21 protein-coding genes and 5 pseudogenes are annotated in these 22,305 nt (G+C 72.0%); 18 read left to right on the forward strand and 8 right to left on the reverse strand.

The genetic code is table 11. From position 1 onward, the window contains the following. Window positions 1-2: 2 nt before the first annotated feature. The 4 genes and pseudogenes from ACWCYO_RS01345 to ACWCYO_RS01360 all read right to left on the reverse strand — a co-directional run bounded on the left by ACWCYO_RS01345 (window position 3) and on the right by ACWCYO_RS01360 (window position 2,487). Entirely contained in the window at window positions 3-605 is a 603-nt protein-coding gene (locus ACWCYO_RS01345) for an aromatic-ring hydroxylase C-terminal domain-containing protein (RefSeq protein ID WP_449783040.1), read from the reverse strand. Continuing rightward, a pseudogene (locus tag ACWCYO_RS01350) lies at window positions 551-796 on the reverse strand (hypothetical protein); the annotation flags it as partial. The pseudogene ACWCYO_RS01350 and the gene ACWCYO_RS01345, both read right to left, overlap by 55 nt. Beyond that, window positions 729-914 (reverse strand): annotated as a pseudogene (locus ACWCYO_RS01355) (FAD-dependent monooxygenase); the annotation flags it as partial. The pseudogenes ACWCYO_RS01355 and ACWCYO_RS01350, both read right to left, overlap by 68 nt. Then, a complete protein-coding gene (locus ACWCYO_RS01360; protein WP_270140491.1) occupies window positions 901-2,487 on the reverse strand; it encodes a Na+/H+ antiporter in 1,587 nt (528 codons plus the stop codon). The gene ACWCYO_RS01360 and the pseudogene ACWCYO_RS01355, both read right to left, overlap by 14 nt. 265 nt (window positions 2,488-2,752) lie before the next feature. Here ACWCYO_RS01360 and ACWCYO_RS01365 point away from each other — a divergent pair, with 265 nt between their 5' ends. The 4 genes from ACWCYO_RS01365 (at window position 2,753) to ACWCYO_RS01380 (ending at window position 5,824) form a co-directional block, all read left to right on the forward strand. Beyond that, a complete protein-coding gene (locus ACWCYO_RS01365) occupies window positions 2,753-3,082 on the forward strand; it encodes a helix-turn-helix domain-containing protein (RefSeq protein ID WP_270140493.1) in 330 nt (109 codons plus the stop codon). A 308-nt stretch (window positions 3,083-3,390) separates the two neighbouring features. Then, window positions 3,391-4,134 carry a hypothetical protein gene (locus tag ACWCYO_RS01370; RefSeq protein ID WP_449782970.1) on the forward strand — a complete coding sequence of 248 codons (744 nt, stop codon included), beginning with the start codon at window positions 3,391-3,393 and terminating at the stop codon, window positions 4,132-4,134. Window positions 4,135-4,146: 12 nt separating this feature from the next. After that, window positions 4,147-4,605, forward strand: a complete 459-nt coding sequence (locus tag ACWCYO_RS01375; protein WP_449782971.1) for a hypothetical protein — start codon at window positions 4,147-4,149, stop codon at window positions 4,603-4,605. Between the two features lie 262 nt (window positions 4,606-4,867). Next, complete coding sequence (locus ACWCYO_RS01380) at window positions 4,868-5,824, forward strand: ferritin family protein (protein WP_449782972.1); 957 nt, start codon at window positions 4,868-4,870, stop codon at window positions 5,822-5,824. A 114-nt stretch (window positions 5,825-5,938) separates the two neighbouring features. Here the strand turns inward: ACWCYO_RS01380 and ACWCYO_RS01385 are convergent, their stop codons facing one another. Then, on the reverse strand, window positions 5,939-8,269 hold the full coding sequence (locus tag ACWCYO_RS01385) for a heavy metal translocating P-type ATPase (protein WP_449782973.1): 2,331 nt from the start codon (window positions 8,267-8,269) through the stop codon (window positions 5,939-5,941). A gap of 213 nt (window positions 8,270-8,482) precedes the next feature. On the opposite strand from ACWCYO_RS01385, the gene ACWCYO_RS01390 reads away from it, so the two are divergent. The 8 genes from ACWCYO_RS01390 to ACWCYO_RS01425 all read left to right on the forward strand — a co-directional run bounded on the left by ACWCYO_RS01390 (window position 8,483) and on the right by ACWCYO_RS01425 (window position 14,985). Next, window positions 8,483-9,172, forward strand: coding sequence for a response regulator transcription factor (locus ACWCYO_RS01390; RefSeq protein ID WP_449782974.1), 690 nt, complete (start codon window positions 8,483-8,485; stop codon window positions 9,170-9,172). Then, window positions 9,169-10,524 (forward strand): sensor histidine kinase, encoded by a 1,356-nt coding sequence (locus ACWCYO_RS01395; RefSeq protein WP_270140498.1) that lies wholly within the window; start codon window positions 9,169-9,171, stop codon window positions 10,522-10,524. The genes ACWCYO_RS01390 and ACWCYO_RS01395 overlap by 4 nt, the downstream gene beginning before the upstream one ends. Before the next feature lie 100 nt (window positions 10,525-10,624). After that, entirely contained in the window at window positions 10,625-11,050 is a 426-nt protein-coding gene (locus tag ACWCYO_RS01400; protein WP_449782975.1) for a hypothetical protein, read from the forward strand. Then, on the forward strand, window positions 11,047-11,988 hold the full coding sequence (locus tag ACWCYO_RS01405; RefSeq protein WP_449782976.1) for an FAD:protein FMN transferase: 942 nt from the start codon (window positions 11,047-11,049) through the stop codon (window positions 11,986-11,988). The genes ACWCYO_RS01400 and ACWCYO_RS01405 overlap by 4 nt, the downstream gene beginning before the upstream one ends. Further along, window positions 11,985-12,677 (forward strand): ferric reductase-like transmembrane domain-containing protein, encoded by a 693-nt coding sequence (locus ACWCYO_RS01410; RefSeq protein ID WP_270140501.1) that lies wholly within the window; start codon window positions 11,985-11,987, stop codon window positions 12,675-12,677. Before ACWCYO_RS01405 ends, ACWCYO_RS01410 begins: the two co-directional genes overlap by 4 nt. Next, window positions 12,674-13,966 (forward strand): NADH-ubiquinone oxidoreductase-F iron-sulfur binding region domain-containing protein, encoded by a 1,293-nt coding sequence (locus ACWCYO_RS01415; protein ID WP_449782977.1) that lies wholly within the window; start codon window positions 12,674-12,676, stop codon window positions 13,964-13,966. The genes ACWCYO_RS01410 and ACWCYO_RS01415 overlap by 4 nt, the downstream gene beginning before the upstream one ends. Beyond that, window positions 13,963-14,175, forward strand: a complete 213-nt coding sequence (locus ACWCYO_RS01420; protein WP_449782978.1) for a ferredoxin — start codon at window positions 13,963-13,965, stop codon at window positions 14,173-14,175. Before ACWCYO_RS01415 ends, ACWCYO_RS01420 begins: the two co-directional genes overlap by 4 nt. 96 nt (window positions 14,176-14,271) lie before the next feature. Next, window positions 14,272-14,985, forward strand: coding sequence for a VIT1/CCC1 transporter family protein (locus ACWCYO_RS01425; RefSeq protein ID WP_449782979.1), 714 nt, complete (start codon window positions 14,272-14,274; stop codon window positions 14,983-14,985). A gap of 454 nt (window positions 14,986-15,439) precedes the next feature. On the opposite strand, the gene ACWCYO_RS01430 is transcribed toward ACWCYO_RS01425, so the two are convergent. Then, window positions 15,440-15,949, reverse strand: a complete 510-nt coding sequence (locus ACWCYO_RS01430) for an ArsI/CadI family heavy metal resistance metalloenzyme (RefSeq protein ID WP_449782980.1) — start codon at window positions 15,947-15,949, stop codon at window positions 15,440-15,442. An 83-nt stretch (window positions 15,950-16,032) separates the two neighbouring features. Between ACWCYO_RS01430 and ACWCYO_RS01435 the strand changes: the two genes are divergently transcribed. The 4 genes and pseudogenes from ACWCYO_RS01435 to ACWCYO_RS01450 all read left to right on the forward strand — a co-directional run. Then, window positions 16,033-16,425 (forward strand): ArsR/SmtB family transcription factor, encoded by a 393-nt coding sequence (locus ACWCYO_RS01435; protein WP_449782981.1) that lies wholly within the window; start codon window positions 16,033-16,035, stop codon window positions 16,423-16,425. Beyond that, on the forward strand, window positions 16,422-17,168 hold the full coding sequence (locus tag ACWCYO_RS01440; protein WP_449782982.1) for an aquaporin: 747 nt from the start codon (window positions 16,422-16,424) through the stop codon (window positions 17,166-17,168). The genes ACWCYO_RS01435 and ACWCYO_RS01440 overlap by 4 nt, the downstream gene beginning before the upstream one ends. Before the next feature lie 36 nt (window positions 17,169-17,204). Then, complete coding sequence (locus ACWCYO_RS01445; RefSeq protein WP_449782983.1) at window positions 17,205-17,624, forward strand: arsenate reductase ArsC; 420 nt, start codon at window positions 17,205-17,207, stop codon at window positions 17,622-17,624. A gap of 20 nt (window positions 17,625-17,644) precedes the next feature. Then, window positions 17,645-17,731, forward strand: a pseudogene (locus ACWCYO_RS01450) (GNAT family N-acetyltransferase); the annotation flags it as partial. A 100-nt stretch (window positions 17,732-17,831) separates the two neighbouring features. Here ACWCYO_RS01450 and ACWCYO_RS01455 read toward each other — a convergent pair. Then, window positions 17,832-18,062, reverse strand: a pseudogene (locus tag ACWCYO_RS01455) (transposase); the annotation flags it as partial. A gap of 24 nt (window positions 18,063-18,086) precedes the next feature. Beyond that, a pseudogene (locus tag ACWCYO_RS01460) lies at window positions 18,087-18,374 on the reverse strand (transposase); the annotation flags it as partial. A 340-nt stretch (window positions 18,375-18,714) separates the two neighbouring features. On the opposite strand from ACWCYO_RS01460, the gene ACWCYO_RS01465 reads away from it, so the two are divergent. Beyond that, a complete protein-coding gene (locus ACWCYO_RS01465; RefSeq protein ID WP_449782984.1) occupies window positions 18,715-19,296 on the forward strand; it encodes a hypothetical protein in 582 nt (193 codons plus the stop codon). Between the two features lie 971 nt (window positions 19,297-20,267). Beyond that, complete coding sequence (locus tag ACWCYO_RS01470; protein WP_449782985.1) at window positions 20,268-21,953, forward strand: rhamnogalacturonan lyase B N-terminal domain-containing protein; 1,686 nt, start codon at window positions 20,268-20,270, stop codon at window positions 21,951-21,953. Window positions 21,954-22,305 lie beyond the last annotated feature (352 nt).

A 22,305-nucleotide genomic window follows, 5' to 3' on the forward strand; every position in this document is an offset into this window, starting at 1 on the left:
TCTCACGTAGGCAGCCGGGGCCATCCCCCCGCACATCGATTCTGCCGAGGTTCGGGATTCCCGCACCTCGGCCGCCTGGTCGTGGCGGCGGGCGGGCGGGAATCAGCAGTGGCTGGTGCCGCGGGGCGCCGAACTGTCGGGGGTGTCGGGCGGGTGACTGTGGTGAGGGCGTGGCGGAGGGTGGCGTCACTCGACGGGCGGTCGCGCCACCGGGCGCCGATGTGGCCGTCGGGCCGGATGAGCAGTGCTCCGTGCGGGCGCAGGCCGCAGAGGTCGGTCTGCTCGTCGGGAAGGGCCTCGATGTGCAGCGGCCATGGTGCGGTGGATTGTTGCTCCCAGTGAGTGCGGTCCGGGGTGAGCAGGGTGAACCATTCGCCGAAGACGTCGAGCGTGGAGCGGTCGGATGTGAGCCAGAGGTGTGGACCGGGACTGCTTCGCCGGTTCGGCGCTGCTCGCGGCGCCGGTCCTGCACCTGGAGGAGGAGTCGGGTGTTCGCCACCGCTTGGCGGAGAGTCCGGTGGGCGACGGGTTGTCGCTCCGTCTCGTAGCTTTCCAACAGGCTCGGTCCGGCCCACCCGTGGAGAACGCCGGCCAGCTTCCAGCACCCAGTGCTGAACCCGCAGTACGTCGGCTTGTACCTCGGCGCCGGGGCTGATGGCCCGTGAGAGGAGGTCGGGCCAATCGGCGTGCGCGGCGTCTTCGGGCATGGTGAAGCCTCCCATCGCTCCGGGGCCGGTGGCGTCGATTCCCAGCAGTTGTCGGACGCTGGAGTTCGCACCGTCGGCGGCGAGTACATAGCGGGCACGGACGCGGGTCTCGTCGCCGCGTTGGTGGTCGACGCGGATCAATTTTCCCAGCCCCCGGCCGACCCCAATGTCCGCGCATCGACGGTGGCCGGCGTCAGTCGCGGGCACGGAGGCTGGCCTCCTCGAGGTCGAGTTCGCGCTGGATCCGGCGCCGGGTGGCGTTGCTGATCATGTTCGCTTCGTAGAGGCGCCGGAGCTCGGCCGCCTCGATACCGATGAGTGTCCGGCGTATCTCGCGGTAGGCGTCGGCGGGACGGGCGTCCGGGTCGCTGTAGTGGGCGTCTTCCGCTTGGTGGATGCGCGCTTCCAGATCGCGACGAGCCTGTTTCAAGGCGGTCTCGGCGGCGGCGCCCAGTTCGGCGAGCTCATCCAGATCGCCGAGCTGTCTGAGCTCTTCGAGAGCGGTGTGGGCGATGTGCCGGCGGGTCCGGGCCTCCTCGCGGGCGGTGTGCTCCGGTTCCAGGGCGATGCCCGAGCGGCGGACGACAGGAGCGAGGGTGAAGCCCTGGAAGACGACGGTGAGCGCTACGGTCCCGGTGGTGAGCGTGAGGATGAGCGCCCGGTGCGGCAGCGGCGCCCCCGTGTCGGTGACCAGGGGGACGGAGAGCGCGGCGGCCAGCGGCATGACGCCTCGGGTGCCGGCCCAGGACAGGACGGCCGGAACGCGCCAGGAGAGGCGGCTGTCGCCCTCCTTGTGCCGGTAGTGGATCAGGGCGGACAGCGGGAAGACCCACAGCAGGCGGATCGCCAGCACGGTGAAGGCGATCACCGGCACCCACAGCGGCCAGCCGTGCTCGTCGTGCGCGAGGTGACGGACCGCGAAGGGGAGCTCGAGACCGATGAGGGCGAAGACGACGCTCTCCAGCAGGAAGGTCACGGTGTCGTAGACGGCGTGGACCTGGAGACGGACGGGGGCGTTGCTGAGCTTGTGGCCGGTGCTGCCGAGGACCACCCCGGCCACGATGACGGCGGTCACGCCGGAGGCGTGCGAGTCCTCCGCGATGACGTACGAGGCGTACGGAGTGACCAACGCGATGACGGTCTCCAGCACGGGGTCCTCGGTCCGTCTGCGGATGAGGGTCACCACGGCGGCGACCGCCGCGCCGATGAGGGCTCCTCCGCCCGCGAGGATCAGGAACTGCTCGATGGTCCCGGAGACGGTGATGGCGCTGCCGGAGACCGCGGTCGCCACGGCGACCTTGTACAGGACCAGCGACGTGGCGTCGTTGAACAGGCTTTCCGCCTGCACCATGGCCTGCACCCGCGGCGGGAGGGACAGGCGCCGGCCGAGTGCGGTCACGGCCACGGGGTCGGTGCTGGCCAGGACGGCGCCGAGGATGAACGCGGACGCGGTGGTGAGCGGGGTGATCGCGCGGGCGACGTACCCGACGGCGACGGCCGAGACCAGGACCAGACCGAAGACCAGGCCGGTCACCGGCCGCCACACGCTGCGCAGGTCGCGAACGGAGATCTCCCCGGCCGAGGCATAGAGCAGCGGCGGCAGCACCAGCACGCTGATCACGTGAGGTGCCAGGCGGACCTCGGGAACCCAGGGTATGAGCCCGACGACCAGACCGGCGATGACGAGGAGCGAGGGAGCGGGCAGGCGCCAGCGCCGGGCACCGGTCGCCACCGCCGTGGCGAGGACCACGAGCAGCAGGATGATGGTCAGGCCAGTCATACAGCGTCCCCAGTGGGTTAGGGCTTGTTACCCCCCTCCGACCAGGTGCTCTATCAACGTAACCGGACTACCGACGCCCGCCCACCGCAAACGGCGGCCTCGGCGACGAGGACGGGCCCCTGCACGGCGCATGGCTGGTCCCGTGGTCCGACCTGCGGGTGTTTCCGCAGACCGGACCCCGTCTACGGGACCACGTCGAGGAAGCTCATCATGCCGTGGTCCTCGTGGGCGGCGATGTGGCAGTGGAACTTCATCGCCCGATCCGGTGAGCAGATCGTACTGGCACGGAACGGCCCTCGGCGGCGGCGCGCTGGCCGCCTACCGCCCCGTCCGCGCCACCGAGAACCGGACCGACCACACCGTCCTCGACCACCTGCAGCGCGGTCCCGGCGTTACCCCGGAGGGGATCGCCGCCGACCTCGGCCTGCACCCGGCCGCCGTCCGGCTCAGCCTTCACCGACTGGCCGCCGCCCACCAACTCCCCTGTCTGCCCCTCCCGGCTCGGGACGCTGACCCAAGGCGAGGAGGGCCGCCACCGACATCGGTGGCGGCCCTCCTCGCTGACCGGCCTACCTACGCGGTCCGTCACCGATGACCCCACCACCACAACGCACCGCTCACGGCCGCGGCACCCGCCGCCGACGATGCGCCCCTCAGCGCATGGACGCCGGCCATCCGCAGGTACCGCCGCCATCGGACTCCCACCTCCCTACGGCGCTTCGTGTCGCCCCCATGGACCGGCCCCGCCTCAATCGAGCTCGTCGTCATTTCCTGCCCCTCCTGCACGCGTTGGCGCCACCGGCCGGTTGTTCCGGCTTCGTGCCCTCATCGAAGCAAGTGGCGTTCCGCCCAAACCGGGTGAACCTCGGGGGGTTCTACGGCGGGCGGACACTACACCGGGCCGTGGCCGACCGCCGGGTGTTCGCCACAGCCCGGTCAGAGCGCACGCGGCGGCACTACGTTCGGTTCATGGCCAGAACTTCCCCCAGCCCCGCCGACCGACGCTTGATCGACCTCGCGGCGCATTACGGCGTCGAGGTGTCGGCGCGTCATCTCGAACGCTGGCGTAGTCGTCCGAACCCGCTGCTCCCAGCTCACCAGCGGGACTACCCCGGTCGGCCGTTGGGTGGCAGCTCCTCGACGGCGGACGAGCAGTTGGTGGCGCTGGTGGTCTGGCTCGCCCGGAATCGCCGTCAGGGCGCGGACCGTGGCCACCTCGCTTTGCGGGCCTTCGGCGCCGGCCTGCCCGTGCCCGAAGAGACCGTTCGCCATGCCTTCGCCCGACCAGCTGAGGACCTGGCCAAGCAGTTGCGCCGTGGCTTCGGTCCCCTGCCGGTGGACGGTGATCTCCAGGAGTGGGTGTACGACGGTGCGGCCGACCTCGTCGGCACCAAGGAGCGCCGCCCTACCGCGGTGCAGCGCCGCGTCCAGGCGATCGACCGGCAGGTCCTGGCGACGCCGGATCTCGCCCCGGGATGGCAGTTCGCCGCCGAACTCGATCCGGGAGCAGCCAAGGCCGAACCGCTGGGCAGGACCGACTTCTTGTTCCAGTCGGCGATCACGGCCATGGCCGGTCCCGGCGAGATGGCTCCCGATACGATCGCCCGGGCAGCTCGCGGTCTCGTCGCGGACGGCGCTCCGCAGTGAGCCGCCCATCTGTTGGAGACCGATCCCCGCGATCCGCTGGCTGCTCTGGCAGCCGCGCCGCCGCACCAGCTCCCGGGCCTATCGGTCGACAGCATCGCCAATCACCTCTACACCGTGGCCCAGGCAGCCCCGATCGAGCGGCTGCAGGCGGCCTGGACAGCGGCAGGTGAGATCGCGGCCTGGGCAGAAACCAGCTGTGCAGCCGTCGAAGCCGAGCTGGCCGCCGGCCAACCGGCAGAGGCCACCGAGCAGTGGGGAACGGGCATGATTTCCGGGGCCAGCCGGACCTTCCTGCTGACCGGCCTGGCCGAGCCGAACCCGACGCCGGCGGAGCAGACTGTCACCGCCGTGCAGCTGATCTTCATGGCTGACGCCTTCAACACCACGCTCGCGGAGACTGACGACGACGGCCGTGAGGCGATGCGGCGGCTGGCCCCGCCCTTCCTCCTCTCCCTTCTCACGGTGGGGTAGCGGAAGGCGTATCAAGGGGGGCCGACTTCGGGTCGGCCCCCCTTGATGAAGCCCCAGGTCGAGGCCGTTCGAGGCATCCGATGGTTGCATCGGATGCAATTCGACCCGTTATACCGGCGGAGAGTACTTATTCCGGCGTGTCGTATTCCACCTACTGCGTCCGCGTATTCACCTGAATGGGTGCGGCCGGATGGCCGTATCCGGGGCGTCTTGCTGTGCTGGGCGAGGGTGCCCGACGAATGCGTCCGCCAAGGAGGTTGAGATGACCGCCTACCCGATACGCGCTCTCGTCACCGGTGCGTTGGCCGCGAGCGTCGCGATGTGCGCCGCCTCCGCCGCACCGGCTGTCGACGGCCCGGCTGCCAGGACCGCGATCCCGACTCTGCAGCAACAGACGCAGACCAACCTCACGCAGTCCATGAAGGGCGAGGCGTTCGCCAACGCCTCCTACACTCTCTTCGCGGCCCAGGCCCAGCGCGAGGGCCGGCCCGCGGTCGCCGACCTCTTCCGGAAGACCGCCGACGTGGAGCTGGGTGAGCACTTCACCCAGGAAGCCGCACTGAGCGGCCTCGTGGGCGGCAACGAGGCCAACCTCACCGACGCCATCACCGGCGAGGGGTACGAGACCACCACCATGTACCCGACGTTCGCCCAACAGGCCAAGGCGGCCGGCGACACCGCCGCCGCCGACCTCTTCACCGAGATCGCCAAGGACGAGGCAGCCCACCAGGCCGCGTACCAGGCCGCCCTCACCGCGCTCCGCAACGGCAAGGGCACCATCCCGGCACCTCCGGCCGTCAACCCCGTGACGGTACCGGCCGGGAAGCCCAAGGTCACCTCGGCGCAGACCAAGGCCAACCTCGACACCGCCATGCACGGCGAGGCCCTGGCACACGCCAAGTACACCCTCTACGCCCAGCACGCCCAGCAGAGCGGCAACCCCGCACTGGCGCGCCTGTTCACCGCCGTCTCCAACGTGGAGCTGCAGGAGCACTTCTCCGGCGAGGCGGCGCTGGCCGGAACGGTCGGCACCACAAGCCAGAACCTGGCCACGGCCATCACCGGCGAGACCTACGAGTCCCAGACCATGTACCCGACGTTCGCCCAGCAGGCCAAGGCCGCCGGCGACACCGCCGCGGCCACCCTCTTCCAGCACAACGCCACCGACGAGGCCGGCCACGCCCAGGCGTTCCAGACCGCCCGCAAGGGCCTGGGCTGACCACCCCCAAGGGTGACCGCCCCGTTTCCGGGTGAGCCCCCGCCGGGGCCGGCTCGGACGGTGCAGGAGAAGTCGGAGGTGGTCGACTCGACCGCCCCCGGCTTCTCCGTTCGGTCAGTGTGCGAGGGAGAAGTAGTTCTCCTCCTCCTGGGCGAAGTGCAGGCGCAGCACGCTGTGGAGGCCGTAGAGGCAGGCCCGCAGGTCGTCGAGCTGTTCGTCGCGCAGGTGGCCGTGGTTGGCGTCGGCGAGTTGCAGGTGGGTGGCGACCCGGCGGGCGAGGCGGTGGATCTCGGTGTGGGCGCGGCTCATGGTGGCGGTGGCCTCCGGCCCGCCGAGGGCGGGGGCGAGGGCCGGGTAGAGCTGGTGCTCCTCGGCCAGTTCGTGCGGCAGTAGCTGTTCGGTGAGGAGCCGGTTGACGTGGTGGACGGCGTGCAGGGCCTGCGGGCCGGTGGTGTCGGTGAGCTGGTCGGCGGCTTCGCGGACGGCTTCGATGACCTCGCGCAGGTCGTCGTGTTCGGCGGCGAAGTGCCGGATGAGCTGTTCGGTGGCCGGTTCGATGGTGGGCAGGGCGGTGCGGTCGAGGCGTAGGGCACGCAGGGCGTTGAGGATGACGGCGACGTCGATGGCTTCCTGGAGCAGGGCACCGACGGCGGGCGGGAGCAGGCCGTACGCGGCGGCGACCATGGCGGCGAGGGAGAGCAGCATGCCGCCGAGGGCGCTCTGGACGGCGATGCGCCGGGCGCGGACGGCGATGGTCGCGGCGTCGGCGAGGCGGTCGACGCGGTCGGTGGTGAGCACGATGTCGGCGGCCTCGGAGGAGGCGCTGGAGCCGCGGGCTCCCATGGCGACGCCGACGTCCGCGGCGGCGAGGGCGGGAGCGTCGTTGACGCCGTCGCCGACCATGACGGTGACGGCGCGCTCGCGTTCGGCGCGAACGGCGGCGACCTTGTCGGCGGGGGTCTGCTGGGCGTGGACGTCGTCGAGGCCGAGGACGGCGGCGACCTCGCGGGCCGGCTCGGTGCGGTCGCCGGTGAGCATGAGCAGTCGGGTGATGCCGGCTTCGCGCAGGCGGCGCAGGGTGCGGGGTGCGTCGTGGCGGAGTGGGTCGCGCAGCAGGATCGCCCCGGTGGGCGTGTCGTCGGTGGACAGCCAGGCGGTGGCGGCGCCGTCCAGGGTGGCGCGGTTGTCGGCGGCGCGGGCCCAGGCGGACAGGGGCGCGCCGTCGTGTTTGCCGACGCTCACCACCGTGCCGTCGACGTGGCCGGTGGCGCCGCGGCCGGGCTCCTCGGCGATGTCGTGTGCGGGCAGGAGGGTCAGGCCGCGGGCGTGGGCTTCGTCGGTGATGGCCTGGGCGAGGACGTGTGGGGAGTACTGGTCGACGGAGGCGGCCAGTGTGAGGACCTCGGTCACGCTGTGGCCTGGGGCGGCGGCGATGTCGATGACACGGGGGCGGCCGGTGGTGAGGGTGCCGGTCTTGTCGAGGACGAGGGTGCGGGCGCGGCCGAGGGTTTCCAGGGCTGCGCCGTCGCGGATGACGACGCCTTGGCGGGCGGCGCGGGACAGGCCGGAGACGATCGCGACCGGTGCCGCGAGCAGCAGCGGGCAGGGGGTGGCGACGACCAGCACGGCCACCGCCCGCACCGCCGATCCGCTGAGCAGCCAGGCCAGGCCGGCCACGGTGAGGGAGAGCGGCAGGAACCAGGCGGCGTACCGGTCGGCGAGCCGGATCACCGGGGCGCTCTCGGCACCGGCCTGCTGGGCGAGGCGGACGATCTCCGCGTAGGTGCTGTCGGATTCGGTGGCTGTCGCGCGCAGGTCGAATGCGCTGCCCGCGTTGACGCCGCCGCTGCGGACCGTCTCTCCGGCTGCCCGCTCGATGTGCGCCGACTCCCCGGTCAGGACGGACTCGTCCAGGACGGTGGTGCCGCCCTCGATCCGGCCGTCGACGGGGACGACCTCGCCGGGCCCGACCACCAGGAGGTCGCCGACCCGTACCTCCGAGAGGGGGACGGTGCGGACCTGGTCGCCGGTGCGGCGGCGGGCCGAGCGCGGGGCGTGTTCGAGCAGGTGGCGCAGATCGTGGGAGGCGCGGCGTTCGGCGGCGGCGTCCAGCCAGCGGCCGGTGGCGAGCATGAGTGCGATCAGGGCTCCGGCCAGGTACTCGCCGGTGGCGAGGGTGCCGGCTAGAGCCAGGACGGCGATCAGGTCGACCCCGGCCCGGCCCCGGCGCAGGGCGCTGATCACCCAGGCGAGGGAGGGGATGATCGCCACCGCGGTTCCGGCGGCCCAGCACGCATCGGCGAGCGTTCCGGCGCCGGCGAGCCAGGCGATCCCGCCGGCGGCCAGCGCCGCGCCGGTGACGGCGAGCAGGGCCGGTTCCAGCCAGGCGTGCGTGCCGGGAGTCGTGCGCCGCGCCGCCTGCTGGTCGTCGTGCAGCTCGGTCATGCCGGACCTCCGATCCTCCAGTCCACCGAACCCCACGGGCTCGTTCAGGTGCCAGGGGCCTTCGGACCGATCGGCTGGGCCGGGCGGGCCCTGATCGTGTCCCGGGCAGCTGTGGGTGGAGCCGGGACTGTTCGGCCCAAGCGATCATTCCCTGGGTGTGGGCACGATGGCGGTGACCGCCGAACCGGCTGGCCAGACCAGGGAGCGGGCGAGATGACTACGGCGACGGACACTGGCGTCTTCCGGGTGCTGGTGGTGGAGGACGATCCGGTGATCGCGGACTCCCTCGTGCGGGGCCTGCGGCAGGCCGGCTACGTCGCCGACAGCGTCGACACCGGCCGTGCCGCGCTGGCGGCGCCCGTACCCGATGTGCTGCTGCTCGACCTGGGACTGCCGGACATGGACGGTGTCGAGGTGTGCCGGAGGATCCGGCAGCGGTCGGACACGGCGATCATCGCGGTCACCGCGCGCGGCGAGGAGGCCGACCGGGTCCTGGCCCTGGACGAAGGCGCCGACGACTACCTCGTCAAGCCCTTCGGCCTGGCCGAGCTGATGGCCCGGCTGCGCGCGGTGCTGCGCCGCACCCGCCCGTCGGAGCAGGAGCCGGTGCGCCACGGCCCGCTCACGGTCGACCGCCGCACCCGCCGGGTGACGGTCGGCGGCCGGGAGGTCCCCGTGACGCCGAAGGAGTTCGACATCCTGGCCTGTCTCGCGACCGACCCGGGCCGGGTGGTGACCCGTCAGGAGATCCTGGAGAGCGCCTGGGACGCGCACTGGTACGGGCCGACGAAGGTGGTGGACGTCCACGTCGCCGCGCTGCGGCGAAAGCTCGGCGTGCCCGGTCTGATCGAGACGGCCTACGGGCGGGGCTTCCGGCTCGGTGAGGTCGCGGAGACGCCGTGACCCGCCGGATCGTGCTGGCCCTGCTCGCACTGACGGTCGTTCTGGTGGCCGCGGCGGCGGTACCCCTGGGGTTGTCGATCACGCAGCGCGAACACCTGGCGTTCCGGGACAAGGCTCAGGCCGCCACCCGGGTCATCGCTGCCTCCGCCGAGGAATACCTGTCCGACCGGGCACCGGCGGACGCCATGAACGCCGATCTCTCCGACGTGGCGAAGGCGGGGGACTGCGCGGCGGTGTACGAGGCGAACGGCCGGCTGGTGGCCGCGACACCGTGCCAGGCCGCCCAGGCCCCCGAGGCCCGCGAGCTGGCGGCCGAGACCCTCACGGGCCGGGAGCCGGAACCGCCCGAGACAGACGGTCGGCTGCTGGCCGCCGAACCCGTCGGAACGTTCCGACAGCCGGACGGTGCGGTGGTCCTGGCCCGCTCCGCAGCCCCGCTGAACACCCGGATCGCGGTCACCTGGGCCTGGATCGGCCTGGTCGCCGTGACCGGGATCGCCGCCTCCGCCCTTGTCTCGGTCCGGCTCGCCCGCTGGGTGAACCGGCCACTGACCACCCTGGACACCGCCGCGCACAGACTCGGCGAAGGCCGACTCGGCGAACGCGCGGTCGTGGACAGTGGCCCGCCCGAAGTGCGCCGCCTGGCCGCGACCTTCAACACCATGGCCGCCCGCACCGAGAACCTGATCCACGGCCACCAGGCCGTCATCGCCGACGTCTCCCACCAACTGCGCACGCCGCTCGCGGCGTTGCGGCTGCGTCTGGACCTGCTGGCCACCGCCGCACCGGAGAGCGCGCCGGAGCTGCTGACCTCCGCGCAGGAGGAGGTGGCCCGGCTCTCGCGCCTGGTGGACGGGCTGCTCGCAGTGGCGCGGGCCGAGCAGACCGTACCGAGACCCGTGCCGGTCCGCGTGGACGAGATCGTCGCCGACCGGATCACGGCATGGGAGCCGGTCGCACAGGAACGCGGCATCCACCTCACCAGCAGCTCCCGGACTGCGGGTCCGGTCGCCCTGGGCAAGGGAGACCTGGAGCAGGTGCTGGACAACCTGCTGGCCAACGCCCTGGATGCCGTCCCGGACGGCGGGACGGTGACGATCGACAGCACCTCCGTGGCCGGCGCTGTCCGGGTACGGGTGGTGGACGACGGCCCCGGCATGACCCCCGAAGCACGCGCGGTCGCCTTCCACCGCTTCGGCAACCCCAAGGCCCGGGGCAGCGGGCTCGGGCTGGCCATCGTGCACCGGCTGATCACCGTCAACGGCGGCACCATCGCCCTGGAGGAGACGCCCGGTGGCGGCCTGACCGTCGTCCTCGACCTGCCCTTGTGGCACGACCGCCGAACACCTTGATCTTTACCGGTTCTGCACAGCTTGTGAGCAGGTCCGAGAAGCGCCCCGACGCATCGTGGTCAGTGGAAACACCCGAGCCGGACCACGAGGAGCGTCCGCCATGGCCGATCTCCACAACCAGCCTGAGCCGGAAGGGCCCGGGCACCGCGAGCGTGGGATGAGGCGGGTCTCCACCGCCACCCGCTGGACCGTCGCGGCCGCCGCCGCCGGGTCCGCCGCTCTCGGCCTCACCTACGTCAGCCTCGCGCCCGGCGTCACCGGCGCGCCCGCGCCGGCACCCGCACCGACACGGAGCATGCTGCCCGCCGAGGTGACCTGCACCCAGCAACCCGCCGCTCCCGCCCCGGCCAACACGCCGCCGCGCGGCGACAAGGAGCAGGGCCGCGACGACTATGAGGAACTCGCGGCTCCGGCACTGAGCGCCGCCACGCCGCAGTCCACGGTGACCTGCACGACTCTCTCCCCACCGGCGCAAGCCCCGGCCCCCACTCACCAGATGCCGCAGACCCGGACCGGTGCGTCATGAACGGCCACCGCGTCCTCGGCGCGGCCACCAGCTTCCCCGCCCTCGGCACCACCGCCACCCTGTTGACCACCGACCAGCGGACGCTGACCGAAGCCGAGCGGATCCTGATGGACGAACTCACCGCCATCGACCACGTGTGCAGCCGCTTCCGGCCCGGCTCCGAACTCAGCCGGATCAACGCCACCGCCGGTACCACCACGACCGTCAGCGAGCTGTTCGCCGAAGCACTGGAGGCGGCGCTGCGTGCCGCCGAACTAACCGGCGGGGCCGTCGACCCGACCGTGGGCCGCGCCGTGATCGCCCTCGGATACGACCGCACCTTCACCTCTCTGCGCCCTCAGGACACCACGCCGCTGCCCACGGCCCGCCCCGCCACCGGCTGGCAGGCCGTCGGCTGGGCCCCGGGCACCCGGCGCCTGCTGGTGCCGCACGGCACCGTCCTGGACCTGGGCGCGACCGCCAAGGCCCTGGCCGCCGACCGCGCCGCCCGCCGGATCGCCGACGCCACCGGTAGCGGCGTGCTGGTCAACCTCGGCGGCGACCTCGCCACCGCCGGCCAAGCCCCGCACGGGGGCTGGGCCGTCGGCCTGGCCGACGACCACGCCGCCACCGGCTCCGGCCCGGTCGTCGCCGTCACCTCCGGTGCTTTGGCGACCTCGGGCGTGAGCGTGCGCATGTGGCGCCGCGGCGGCCAGGTGGTCCACCACATCGTCGACCCCGCCACCGGCCGGTCCGCCGAAGCGTACTGGCGCACCGTCACGGTCGCCGCTGGCACCTGCGTGGACGCCAACACCGCCACCACCGCCGCGATCGTGCTCGGCAACGCCGCTGTCGCCTGGCTGGAGCGGACCGGACTGCCCGCCCGCCTGGTCCGCCTCGACGGCACCACTACCCGCCTCGGCGGCTGGCCCCACGACCGGGCGGGAGGCCCGAGATGACCACCGCGACCGCCCTCGCCGCCAGCCCGCTCTGGTACGCCAGCCGCGCCGGCGGCACCATCGCTCTCCTCTTGCTCACCGCGACCGTCGGCCTCGGCATCGCGATCGGAGGCAAGGCCCGACCGCGCCGGATCGGCCGCTTCGAGATCGGTCTGCTCCACCGCAACCTGGCCGTCCTCACCCTCGCCTTCCTCGCCCTGCACATCGCCACCGCGATCATCGACCCCTACGTCCACCTCTCCTGGGCCACCGCCGTCGTTCCGTTCGGCGCCTCCTACCGGCCGCTGTGGCTGGGTCTGGGCACCGTCGCCTTCGACCTCCTGCTCGCCGTCCTCGTCACCAGCGCGCTGCGCCTGCGCATCGGCCAAGGGAGGTGGAAGGCGGTGCACTGGCTGGCGTACGCGGCCTGGCCGATCGGCCTGTTCCACGCGGCCGGCACCGGCACCGACACCCGTCTACCGCTGCAACTGTGGCTCTATGCCGCCTGCCTGGCCGCGGTGGCTGCCGCCGCAGGCTGGCGGCTCTACCGAGCTGGGCCCGGCCACCTCTCCATCCGGCTGAGTACCGGTCTCCTGGTTCTGGCCGTACCGGTGCTGGTCACCGCGTTCCTGGCCACCGGGCCACTGCAGCCGGGCTGGTCCCACCGCGCCGCCGCCCTCTCCCTCACCGCCCTGGGAGGCATCCGATGACCCCCGCACCGGCCCGCGCGCTCACCGAGCCGAGCACCACCCCGCGGCTACTGAACAGCTGGTCCGCCACTGTCAGGCCGCTTGGTCTGACCGAGCACCTTCGACACCACGGCCCCGTACCCCGGCCGGGGCGAGCGCTGATCGAAGTCGTCGAGGAGGCCGGGCTCACCGGGCGCGGCGGCGCCGGATTCCCCACGGGCCGCAAGCTGCGGGCCGTCGCCGGGCAGCAACGCCGACGGGCCGTTGTCGTCGCCAACGGTATGGAGAGCGAGCCGCTCAGCCGCAAGGATCAGATGCTTCTCGCCACCGCGCCGCATCTCGTCCTGGACGGCACGGTCCTGGCCGCCGAAGCGGTGGGCGCCGACCGCGTCCACGTGTGCGTCCCCCGCACCCGCGCCGCCCAGCTGGACGCCCTGGCCACCGCCGTCGACGAGCGCCGGGCCGCCGGGCTCGACTCCGTCCCCATCCGGATCGAGGCGCTGCCGCACGGTTACGTCACCAGCGAGTCGACCGCCCTGGTCCACTGGCTCAACGGCGGCCCCGCCCGCCCCACCAGTTCCCCACCCCGCACCCACGAAAAGGGCGTTCGAGGACGGCCCACCCTCGTCCAGAACGTCGAAACCCTCGCCCACCTCGCCCTGATCGCCCGCCACGGCGCCGACTGGTTCCGCCAGGCCGGCACCACCGCCTCACCCGGCACCACCCTGGTCACCGTGGCCGGAGCCGTCCACCGCCCCGGCGTCCTCGAAACCGAACCCGGCGCCCTCGTCGGAACGCTCCTCCAGCAGGCCGGCGGCCCGGACCAGCCGCCCCAGGCCGTCCTGCTCGGCGGCTTCGCCGGCACCTGGCTGAGCCTCCCCCACGCCCTCGGCCTGCCGTTCAGCCGCGAGGGCCTCACCCCACACGCCACGCCCGGAGCCGGCGTCATCGCCGCCCTTCCACACGACGCCTGCCCCCTCGCCGAGACCGCCCGCATCCTCGCCTACCTGGGCGCCAACGCAGCCCAACAGTGCGGCCCCTGCCTCTTCGGCCTGCCCGCCGTCGCCGACGACTACACCGCCCTCGCCCACGGCCACGCCACCCCCGACCTCCTCGACCGCCTCCGCCACCGGATCGGCCTCCTGCCCGGCCGCGGCGCCTGCCGCCACCCCGACGGCGCCGCCCGCCTCGCCGCCAGCGCCCTCACCACCTTCACCGACGACGTCGACCACCACCTGAGCCACGGCCACTGCCACCGCCCGACCACCCTGCCCGTCCCACCCACGACCCGCACCCAGGAGTGGACATGACAGCCACCGACCGCGAGGTCCTGCGCATCGACCGGATCGCCTGCACCGGCCACGGCCAGTGCGCCGAACTCCTCCCCGAACTCATCACCCTCGACGAATGGGGCTACCCCGTCCAACACGGCGCCGTCGTCCCGCGCGGCCTGCGCGTGCACGCCCGCCGCGCGGTCCGGGCCTGCCCGCGCCTCGCCCTGCGCAGCGACCGCCGGTGACCGACAGCGCCATGCCCGGACGGCCTGCCCGGACGGGACAGCCGCCCGACTCCCCCCGACACTGATCTCGACGAGCCGACAGGAGCAGCCGCCCCGATGACCCGCCACGACCGCTTCACCCCGCACCCCGAGAGCCACGCCGCCGGCCGGGCCGGCTGGCTGCGCGCCGCCGTCCTCGGTGCCAACGACGGCCTGGTCTCCGTCGCCAGCCTCATGGTCGGCCTCGCCACCAGCGGGGCGAGCACCTCCACCGTCGTCACCGGCGGCCTGGCCGGCCTGTCCGCCGGTGCGATGGCGATGGCCGCCGGCGAGTACGTCTCCGTCAGCTCCCAGGTCGACGTCGAGACCGCCGACCGCGCCAAGGAGGCGCGCGAGCTCGCCGAGTCCCCGCAGGCCGAACTCGCCGAACTCACCGCCATCTACGAGAACCGGGGCGTCCCCCGCGACCTCGCCCGGCAGGTCGCCGAGGCCCTGCACGAGGCCGACCCGCTCCAGGCCCACCTGCGCGACGAACTCGGCCACAGCGAACACACCGCCGCCAACCCCCTCCAGGCCGCCCTCGCCTCCGCCGCCAGCTTCCTTGGCGGCGGACTCGTGCCCTTCCTCGGCCTGCTCGCCGGATCGACCACCGCACGCCTGGGGCTGATCGTTGCCGTCACCCTCTGCGGCCTCGCCCTGGCAGGCGTCCTCTCCGCCCGCGCCGCGGGTACGGCGGTCCTCCGTCCCGCCCTGCGCGTGGTCCTCGGCGGCGGCCTCGCGATGGCCATCACCGCCGCCGTCGGCCAACTCGCCCACGTCTCCGGTGTCTGAGCAAATGTTCACCGAGAACATCACCGTTGGAACCCGCGATCGGTTCACCGCCACCACGGCCACCGGCGCGGCAACCTCCTGGAGCGCCGCACTGCGTGCCAGTTCGCGGCCCCTCGCCATGGAGGCGACTTCACTCCTTCCGAGTCAGTCGACTGTAGAGCGGTCTGCCAAGGCTCCGCTCCAGTCAAGTCCCGACGCCAGCAGCACGTGCACAGCATCCGGGAAGGTCTGCCGTCCGACCCGTGTTGCATTCAGCGCAACTAGGTTGCATCGGTTACGTCACTCCAGGCAGGAGTGGGCCGACGAGATCAGCCGCCAGCCGATCTCACCGAAGAACCCTCGGTCAGCGCGGTGCGTACATCGTGTTCGATGTTGCATCAGCTGTAATTCCGCGCATTGTCATACCGGCGGAGAGCACTTATTCCCAAGGCGTCGCATTCCTCCGGTTACGTGGTCAGCCGCCGCACGCGCAGCCGGCGGCGGCCTTCGCCTCGGCCGGGCTCTGGGACGGGTCGAAGGCTTCCTCGTCCGGCGTGCAGCAGGCGGTGGCGCCGCAGCAGGCCTCCGGCGCACTGTGGGCGCTCTTGCCGAGGATGTCGGCGTCGGCCTTCACGACGTAGACCTCCCAAGGCTCCTTGCCGGGCCCGTGCACCCACACCTTGTCCTGAAGCGCGTAGCAGCAGGAGGTGTCGTCCTCCTCGAAGGTGGCCAAGCCCGCGTCCTTGAGGCGGGTGGAGGCGGCGGTGACCTGCTCGGTGCTCTCGACCTCGACGCCGAGGTGGTCCAGGCGGGTGTCCTCGCCGGCCTCGCCCTCGATGAGGACGAGCTTGAGCGGCGGCTCGGTGATGGCGAAGTTCGCGTAGCCGGGGCGGCGCTTGGCCGGCTCGGCACCGAAGAACCTGGAGCAGAAGGCGATGGAGCCTTCGAGGTCGGCGACGCGCAGGGCGAGCTGAACACGGGACATGGCGGTCTCCCCGAGGTCTTGTTTCGACATCTGTCGATACAGCGAGCTTGCCTCTTCGAATAGATGACCGTCAACATAGACGCATGTCGAATCTGGAATTGCCAGTGCTCGGCCAGGACGACGCAGTGGCGTGCTGCTCGCCGATGGTCCGCGAGCCCTTGGGTGAGGAAGCCGCCGCCGACCTGGCGAAGATCTTCAAGGCCCTGTCCGACCCGGTCCGCCTGCGACTGCTGTCCCTGATCGCCTCCCACGAGGGCGGCGAAGCCTGCGTCTGCGACCTGACCGGGCCCTTCGACGTCTCCCAGCCGACCATCTCCCACCACCTGAAGGTGCTGCGCGAGGCCGGTCTCGTCGGCTCCGAGCGACGCGGGACCTGGGTCTACTACTGGGTGCTGCCCGCCGCGCTCGCCAAGCTGTCTGCCCTGCTCCAGGCCCCGGACGCCACCGCCGCGGTCCCGGCAGGGGGCGCGAGATGACCGAGATGGCTCCGCTCGGACGCCGGGTCGCGGTCGAGTTCGTCGGCACCAGTGCCCTGGTCGCCGTCGTGGTCGGCTCCGGCATCCAGGCCACCAAGCTCTCCCAGGACGTCGGTGTCCAGCTGCTCGCCAACTCCCTGGCCACCGTCTTCGGCCTCGGAGTGCTGATCGCTCTGCTCGGCCCCGTCTCCGGCGCCCACTTCAACCCCGTGGTCACCCTGGCCGCCTGGTGGACCGGCCACAGCGGCAGCGAGGGTCCGACACTGCGAGAGATCGCCGCCTACCTGCCCGCCCAGATCGCCGGGGCGATCGGCGGCGCGGTGCTGGCGGACGCGATGTTCGCCGAACCGCTGGTCCGCTGGTCCACCCACGCCCGCTGGGCCTCGCACCTGTGGCTGGGCGAGGTCGTCGCCACCGCCGGCCTGGTCCTGCTGATCTTCGGTCTGGCCCGCGCCGGCCGCGCGCACTTCGCCCCGGTCGCGGTCGCCTCCTACATCGGCGCCGCCTACTGGTTCACCTCCAGCACCAGCTTCGCCAACCCCGCCGTGACGATCGGCCGTGCCTTCACGGACACCTTCGCCGGCATCGCCCCCGGCTCGGTGTTGCCGTTCGTCGCCGCCCAGCTCGTCGGCCTGGTGGTCGGCGTCGCCCTGGTCGCCGTGCTGTTCGGCCGCCCCACCGCAGCCGCTGAGGACGTCGTGGTCCCGCACGGCGAGTACCACCCGGCCACCGCCGACCGCTGACCCCATCCCGCTGTTCCTGCCCGAAGGAAGTATCCCGTGAGCTCTCCCTCCGTCCCGTCCGTGCTGTTCGTCTGCGTGCACAACGCCGGCCGCTCCCAGATGGCCGCCGCCTTCCTCACCCGCCTCGGCGGCGAACGGGTCGAGGTCCGCTCGGCCGGCTCCGCCCCGGCCGACGCCGTGAACCCGGCCGTGGTCGAGGCGCTGGCTGAGATCGGCATCGACATCTCCGCCGAGGTGCCCAAGGTGCTGACCACCGAGGCCGTGCAGGCGTCCGACGTGGTGATCACCATGGGCTGCGGCGACGCCTGCCCGTACTTCCCCGGCACGCGGTACCTGGACTGGAAGCTGGAGGACCCTGCCGGCCAGGGCGTGGAGGCCGTCCGCCCGATCCGCGACCAGATCGAGCAGCTCATCCGGGGCCTGCTCGCCGAGCTCGGCATCGAGGCCGCCGCGTGAGCACGGTGAGGGTCGCGGTGATGCTTCCGGAGCACGCCGAGCAGGTGCTGGCGATCTACCGGGCCGGGATCGACGGCGGCGACGCCACCTTCGAGACCAACGCGCCAGGGCGAGGGCCAGGACGGCGTGGGCGAAGGTGACCAGCCAGCCGGTGTGGCCGCCGTCGGCCCAGACCAGGGCGATGCGGTGGTGTTCGGCGCGCAGTTGTTCCAGGAGGTCGCGGCCGGCATCGTTGTCCTTGACCGAGGCGGCGGTAACCATCACGGTCAGCAGCAGGCCCAGGGTGTCCACGGCGATGTGCCGCTTCCTGCCGTTGATTTTCTTTCCGGCGTCGTAGCCGCGGGTGGCCGCGCCGACGGTGGCGTCGGCCTTGACCGACTGCGAGTCGATGATCGCGGCGGTGGGCTCGGGCTTCTTCCCGGCCAGGGCGCGCAGCATCGTGCGCAGCCGGCCGTAGAGCTCCTCGAAGTTGCCCTCGGTGTCCCGGGGGACATCAATCTCTACTGGCCCGACGTCGGTCAGCACGGTCTTGGCGCGGTTGCCGTTGCGGGAGTTGCCGCCGTTGCGGCCGGCCGGTCATGCTTCTCATAGCCGAGGTGGTCCGTCATCTCGCCCTCGAGCGCGGCCTCCAGCACCCGCTCGTTCAACTGCTGCAGCAGCCCGCCCTCGCCGGTCAGCTGCAGCCCTTCCGAGCGGGCCCGGTCCACCAGCAGACCGATGCTCATCGTCCACAACTGCCGATCCCGGCAGCTGACGGCCATTCACATCGTCGCCCTCGGCCTCGGTCACAGTCTCAGCCACGGCGTCTCTCCTCGATCAGCAGATCCGCCGTTAGTTGCGCAGTCCCTCACGAGCTGTCCTTCCACAGCGGCCCATCCGCGGTGTGCCCACGCCGGACATCAGGTGAAGAGGCCGGACAACCTCAACGATGCTGCCCCGCGGTGCGTTCGGAGGCGTTTGTTTGCACTGCCGATTCGACTGGCTGAACAACTCCCCGGCCCTGATGATCGAGCCGTGACCGCGTCATCCGGCGTCAGTGCGAGGCCGGAGTACGAGGTCTGGAACCTGTCTCACAGAAGGAGAAGTGTCTGTGTCTCCCATGACCAATGGGTCGGTCGATGCGAAGCGTGCTTCAAAGAGCAGGCGAGCGATGGCTGTCGGTCTCGCGTCGGCCGCGCTGGGCGCGTGCCTGAGCTTCGCCGGTGCTGGCACGTCAGTAGCAGCGCCCCCGCCGCCGCCGGCGCCGGCCCCCGTGTCCGGCAGTGACGCGCACCCCCAGCAGCCGCCCGCCTTCATGGTCGACGCTATCCGACTGTGGGAGCAGATCGGCTGGCCGAACGCCACCAACATCGGCAACCGCGAATGGGTCAACGCCGGCTCGTTCGTGAACCCGAGCACCCATCAGCGGGTGAACGAACTGCTCTTCACCGGCGGGACATATAACGACAGGGACGGCTCACTGCGCCGTTTCATGAACACCGGCGGTGCCGGCCCTTCCAGCGTGAACGCCGGAGGTGCGTTCCAGGAGTACAACACGACCGTGTACCACGTGCCGGAGAATTCCAACATTCCCGGGCGTGACACCAACCGGATCGTCCGGAACATCCGGACCGGTGACGTGTTCTGGACCACCGACCACTACAAGAGCTTCCACTACATGGGCCGGCACTGACGGCACGGGGAGGGCCGAGCCCGGCTCGGCCCTCCCCGGCCGTGGTCGGCCGTGCTACCTCGCGGCGTCGGCAAGGCGACAGCATCGGCGGCTGTCGACCTCTCGCAGGACAGACCTTGTGCATCGCACCCAGGCCCGGCTGGCCTCGGCGTCGGCGGGTTGTTCGGCGTGATGGTCCGGGTTGATGAACAACTCTGCGCCGTCCAGATTCGGTGCTGACCACCAGCGAGTTCCTGGTTCCGGGCGCTCCGTGCCGGCTTGACAGGTGGTCGTCGCGCTTCAGCAACGCCAACGCGCAACGGCCTGGTGCAGCGTGTAGGGGAAACCGCCAGGATTCAGCGCGTGGTCGGGCGCGGCTCGGGAAAGTTCTCCGAGGCGGGCAACCTTTCACGGCCGGGCGGCCACTGACAGGCAGAGCGCGGCGCCGCGTTCCGGGTGGCCCTGCCCTGGTCGGGCCACCCGCCGGTCCCGTCGAAGAGGAACTGTCGGACGTGAGCAAGCGAGCCGGGCGTTTCACGCTTGGTCAACGCGAACAGCGCAAGCGCCTCGCCCTGCGCGACGGCGACACCGCCTCCGGCAGGCCGCTGCAGCAGAGCACCTGCGACACGACGGCCGCCAAGTGGTGGACGATTCACCCCTTCGCCGGTCCGCTGACGGTTCGCCAGGGCGACGTCCTGGTCCTGGACGCCGACGTCACCGTGAACGGCTCGGGCAACGCGGCCGTCCACCAGGCATCCGGCGAGCCGACCTGCGAGAAACCCTCGCGTCGAGCGACGGCGGCTGCCGGGCACCGGTCCACGTCACCGCCGCCTCCTACGCGCACATCCGGACCTGGAACAGCAACCTCACCCCCAGCGGCAGCGGCGTCACCGTCACCGCCCTGCCCACTGGCAGCGGTGCGGTGCCCACCTTTACCTTCCCCGCCTACCCGAGCCTGTGACGGCCGTCGACCGAAGAGGAAGCATCGCAGCATGAGCAAGCATCGTCCGAGCCGCCGCCGGTTCCTGGTCCGGGCCGGAGCGGCGAGCATCGCCCTGGGCGGGACGGCGGCCGGCGCCGGCGCCGTCCTGTCCGGCGCACAGGCCGCCACCACGGCAAGCGGCACGTTCGGCTACACCGATGACGGCCGCGAGTACACCGTGCACACCGGCGCCGACCTGGTCTTCCGGGTCAGCAGGAGCACCGGCGACCTGACCTCCCTGGTCTACCGGGGCGTCGAGTACCAGGGCTATAACGGGCAGAACTCCCAGGTCGAATCCGGCCTCGGCCCGTCCACGGTGAGCATTGCCCGGCACGGCCGGACCGTCCTGGTCAGCGTCGTCCACGGCACCCTGCGCCACTACTACGCCGCACGCCAGGGCGAGAACAACGTCTACCTGTGGACCGACAAGGCGGACGACTCGATCACCGTCAGCCGCTACATCGTGCGCGTCCGCCCCGGCCTCTTCCCCAATCACAACCCCGATTCCTGGGATGCCACCCAGGACGTCCTCATCGAGGCCCAGGACGTGCGCCGCCGACCCGACGGCACCACCCGGTCCAAGCACTACTCCAACCAACGGGTTATCGACTACCGGTATGTGGGCTGGAGCAAGCCCGGCGTCGGCCTGTGGATGGTGCGCAGCAACCACGAGAAGGCGTCCGGCGGACCGTTCTACCGCTCCCTGATGCGCCACTCGTACGACACCGGCGCGGGCCTGTACGAGATCCTCTACTACGGCGAGAACCAGACCGAGCCGATGCGCTTCGGCCTGCAGGGGCCGTACGTGCTCGCCTTCACCGACGGCGGCGCACCCTCATCGGAGCTGTGGCACGACCGCATCGATACCTCCTGGGTGGACGGGCTCGGCCTGGCCGGCTGGGTCGGCGACAGCGACCGCGGAGCCGTGTCCGGGGTGGGCATTTCGGGCCGAAACCCGGCCCTCGCCTACACCGTCGGGTTCGCCAACGCCGCCGCGCAGTACTGGGCGAGCGCCGACCCGGGCACCGGCGCCTTCACCGCGCGCCGGATGCTGCCCGGCGCCTACACCTGGACGGTTTACCAGGGCGAACTCGCCGTCCGCACCGGCGTCGTGACCGTCCAGCCCGGCAGCACCACCGCCCTGCACACCATCACCCTCACGCCCGCCGACGACCCGAACCGGGCTCCGGCGATCTGGCGTATCGGCAGCTGGGACGGCACCCCGGCGGGCTTCCGCAATGCCGACCTGGTCACCCACGCACACCCCTCGGACGCGCGCGCCGAGCCGTGGAGCGGCGACTTCACCGTGGGCCGGTCCACGGCCGCCGACTTCCCCGCCTACCAGTGGCGGGACGTCAACGACGGCCGGAGAGTCACCTTCGACCTGACGGCAGAGCAGGCCGCCCACGCGCGTACCCTCAACATCGGCATCACCACCGCCTACCTCAACGGCCGCCCCCGGATCCGGCTCAACGACTGGACCCCACCCGCCCCCGAACCCCACTCGGAACCGAGCACCCGCTCGCTCACGGTCGGCTCCTACCGCGGCAACAATCACACCTACGCCTTCACCGTCCCCGCCTCCGCCCTCCGGCCCGGCACCAACACGCTCACCATCACCGTCGTCTCCGGCAGCAGCGGCTCGCAATTCCTCAGCCCCGGCTTCGCCTACGACTGCGTCGAACTGCTCACCTGAGCCCGACACCAGGCGGAGCCGCCCCAGCCACGGGCGGCTCCGCTGGATGCCTCCGCGCGCCCCCGGGGAGACGACTCCAACCGCCCGGCCCGATCGGCGGCCCCGAAACCGCGCCGACCCCATCTCCGTACCTGGGGAACGATCCTCCGCCGCCCGGCTCGGGGCTATCGGCCGCCGCCGCCGGCTCCGACTGGTCCGCCGTTGCCCCTGGACCGACGTGATCACCACCGCGTTCGAGCGCCTTCAAGCTCTGCCGCAGCCAGGCTGATCAGCGACAACGCCTATTCCGACGAGCAGCCCACCACTCCGGAGCCGTGGAACCCGGCGCCTACCCGACGCGACAGCCGGGCCA

The organism is Kitasatospora sp. NPDC001683 (assembly GCF_053596495.1).

Excerpts from the sequence above, each read along its gene's own strand:
- ACWCYO_RS01360 (WP_270140491.1), bottom strand. The coding sequence starts at position 2,487 with ATGACTGGCCTGACCATCATCCTGCTGCTCGTGGTCCTCGCCACGGCG.
- ACWCYO_RS01380 (WP_449782972.1), top strand. The coding sequence starts at position 4,868 with ATGACCGCCTACCCGATACGCGCTCTCGTCACCGGTGCGTTGGCCGCG.
- ACWCYO_RS01385 (WP_449782973.1), bottom strand. The coding sequence starts at position 8,269 with ATGACCGAGCTGCACGACGACCAGCAGGCGGCGCGGCGCACGACTCCC.
- ACWCYO_RS01390 (WP_449782974.1), top strand. The coding sequence starts at position 8,483 with ATGACTACGGCGACGGACACTGGCGTCTTCCGGGTGCTGGTGGTGGAG.
- ACWCYO_RS01400 (WP_449782975.1), top strand. The coding sequence starts at position 10,625 with ATGGCCGATCTCCACAACCAGCCTGAGCCGGAAGGGCCCGGGCACCGC.
- ACWCYO_RS01405 (WP_449782976.1), top strand. The coding sequence starts at position 11,047 with ATGAACGGCCACCGCGTCCTCGGCGCGGCCACCAGCTTCCCCGCCCTC.
- ACWCYO_RS01410 (WP_270140501.1), top strand. The coding sequence starts at position 11,985 with ATGACCACCGCGACCGCCCTCGCCGCCAGCCCGCTCTGGTACGCCAGC.
- ACWCYO_RS01415 (WP_449782977.1), top strand. The coding sequence starts at position 12,674 with ATGACCCCCGCACCGGCCCGCGCGCTCACCGAGCCGAGCACCACCCCG.
- ACWCYO_RS01420 (WP_449782978.1), top strand. The coding sequence starts at position 13,963 with ATGACAGCCACCGACCGCGAGGTCCTGCGCATCGACCGGATCGCCTGC.
- ACWCYO_RS01425 (WP_449782979.1), top strand. The coding sequence starts at position 14,272 with ATGACCCGCCACGACCGCTTCACCCCGCACCCCGAGAGCCACGCCGCC.
- ACWCYO_RS01430 (WP_449782980.1), bottom strand. The coding sequence starts at position 15,949 with ATGTCCCGTGTTCAGCTCGCCCTGCGCGTCGCCGACCTCGAAGGCTCC.
- ACWCYO_RS01435 (WP_449782981.1), top strand. The coding sequence starts at position 16,033 with ATGTCGAATCTGGAATTGCCAGTGCTCGGCCAGGACGACGCAGTGGCG.
- ACWCYO_RS01440 (WP_449782982.1), top strand. The coding sequence starts at position 16,422 with ATGACCGAGATGGCTCCGCTCGGACGCCGGGTCGCGGTCGAGTTCGTC.
- ACWCYO_RS01470 (WP_449782985.1), top strand. The coding sequence starts at position 20,268 with ATGAGCAAGCATCGTCCGAGCCGCCGCCGGTTCCTGGTCCGGGCCGGA.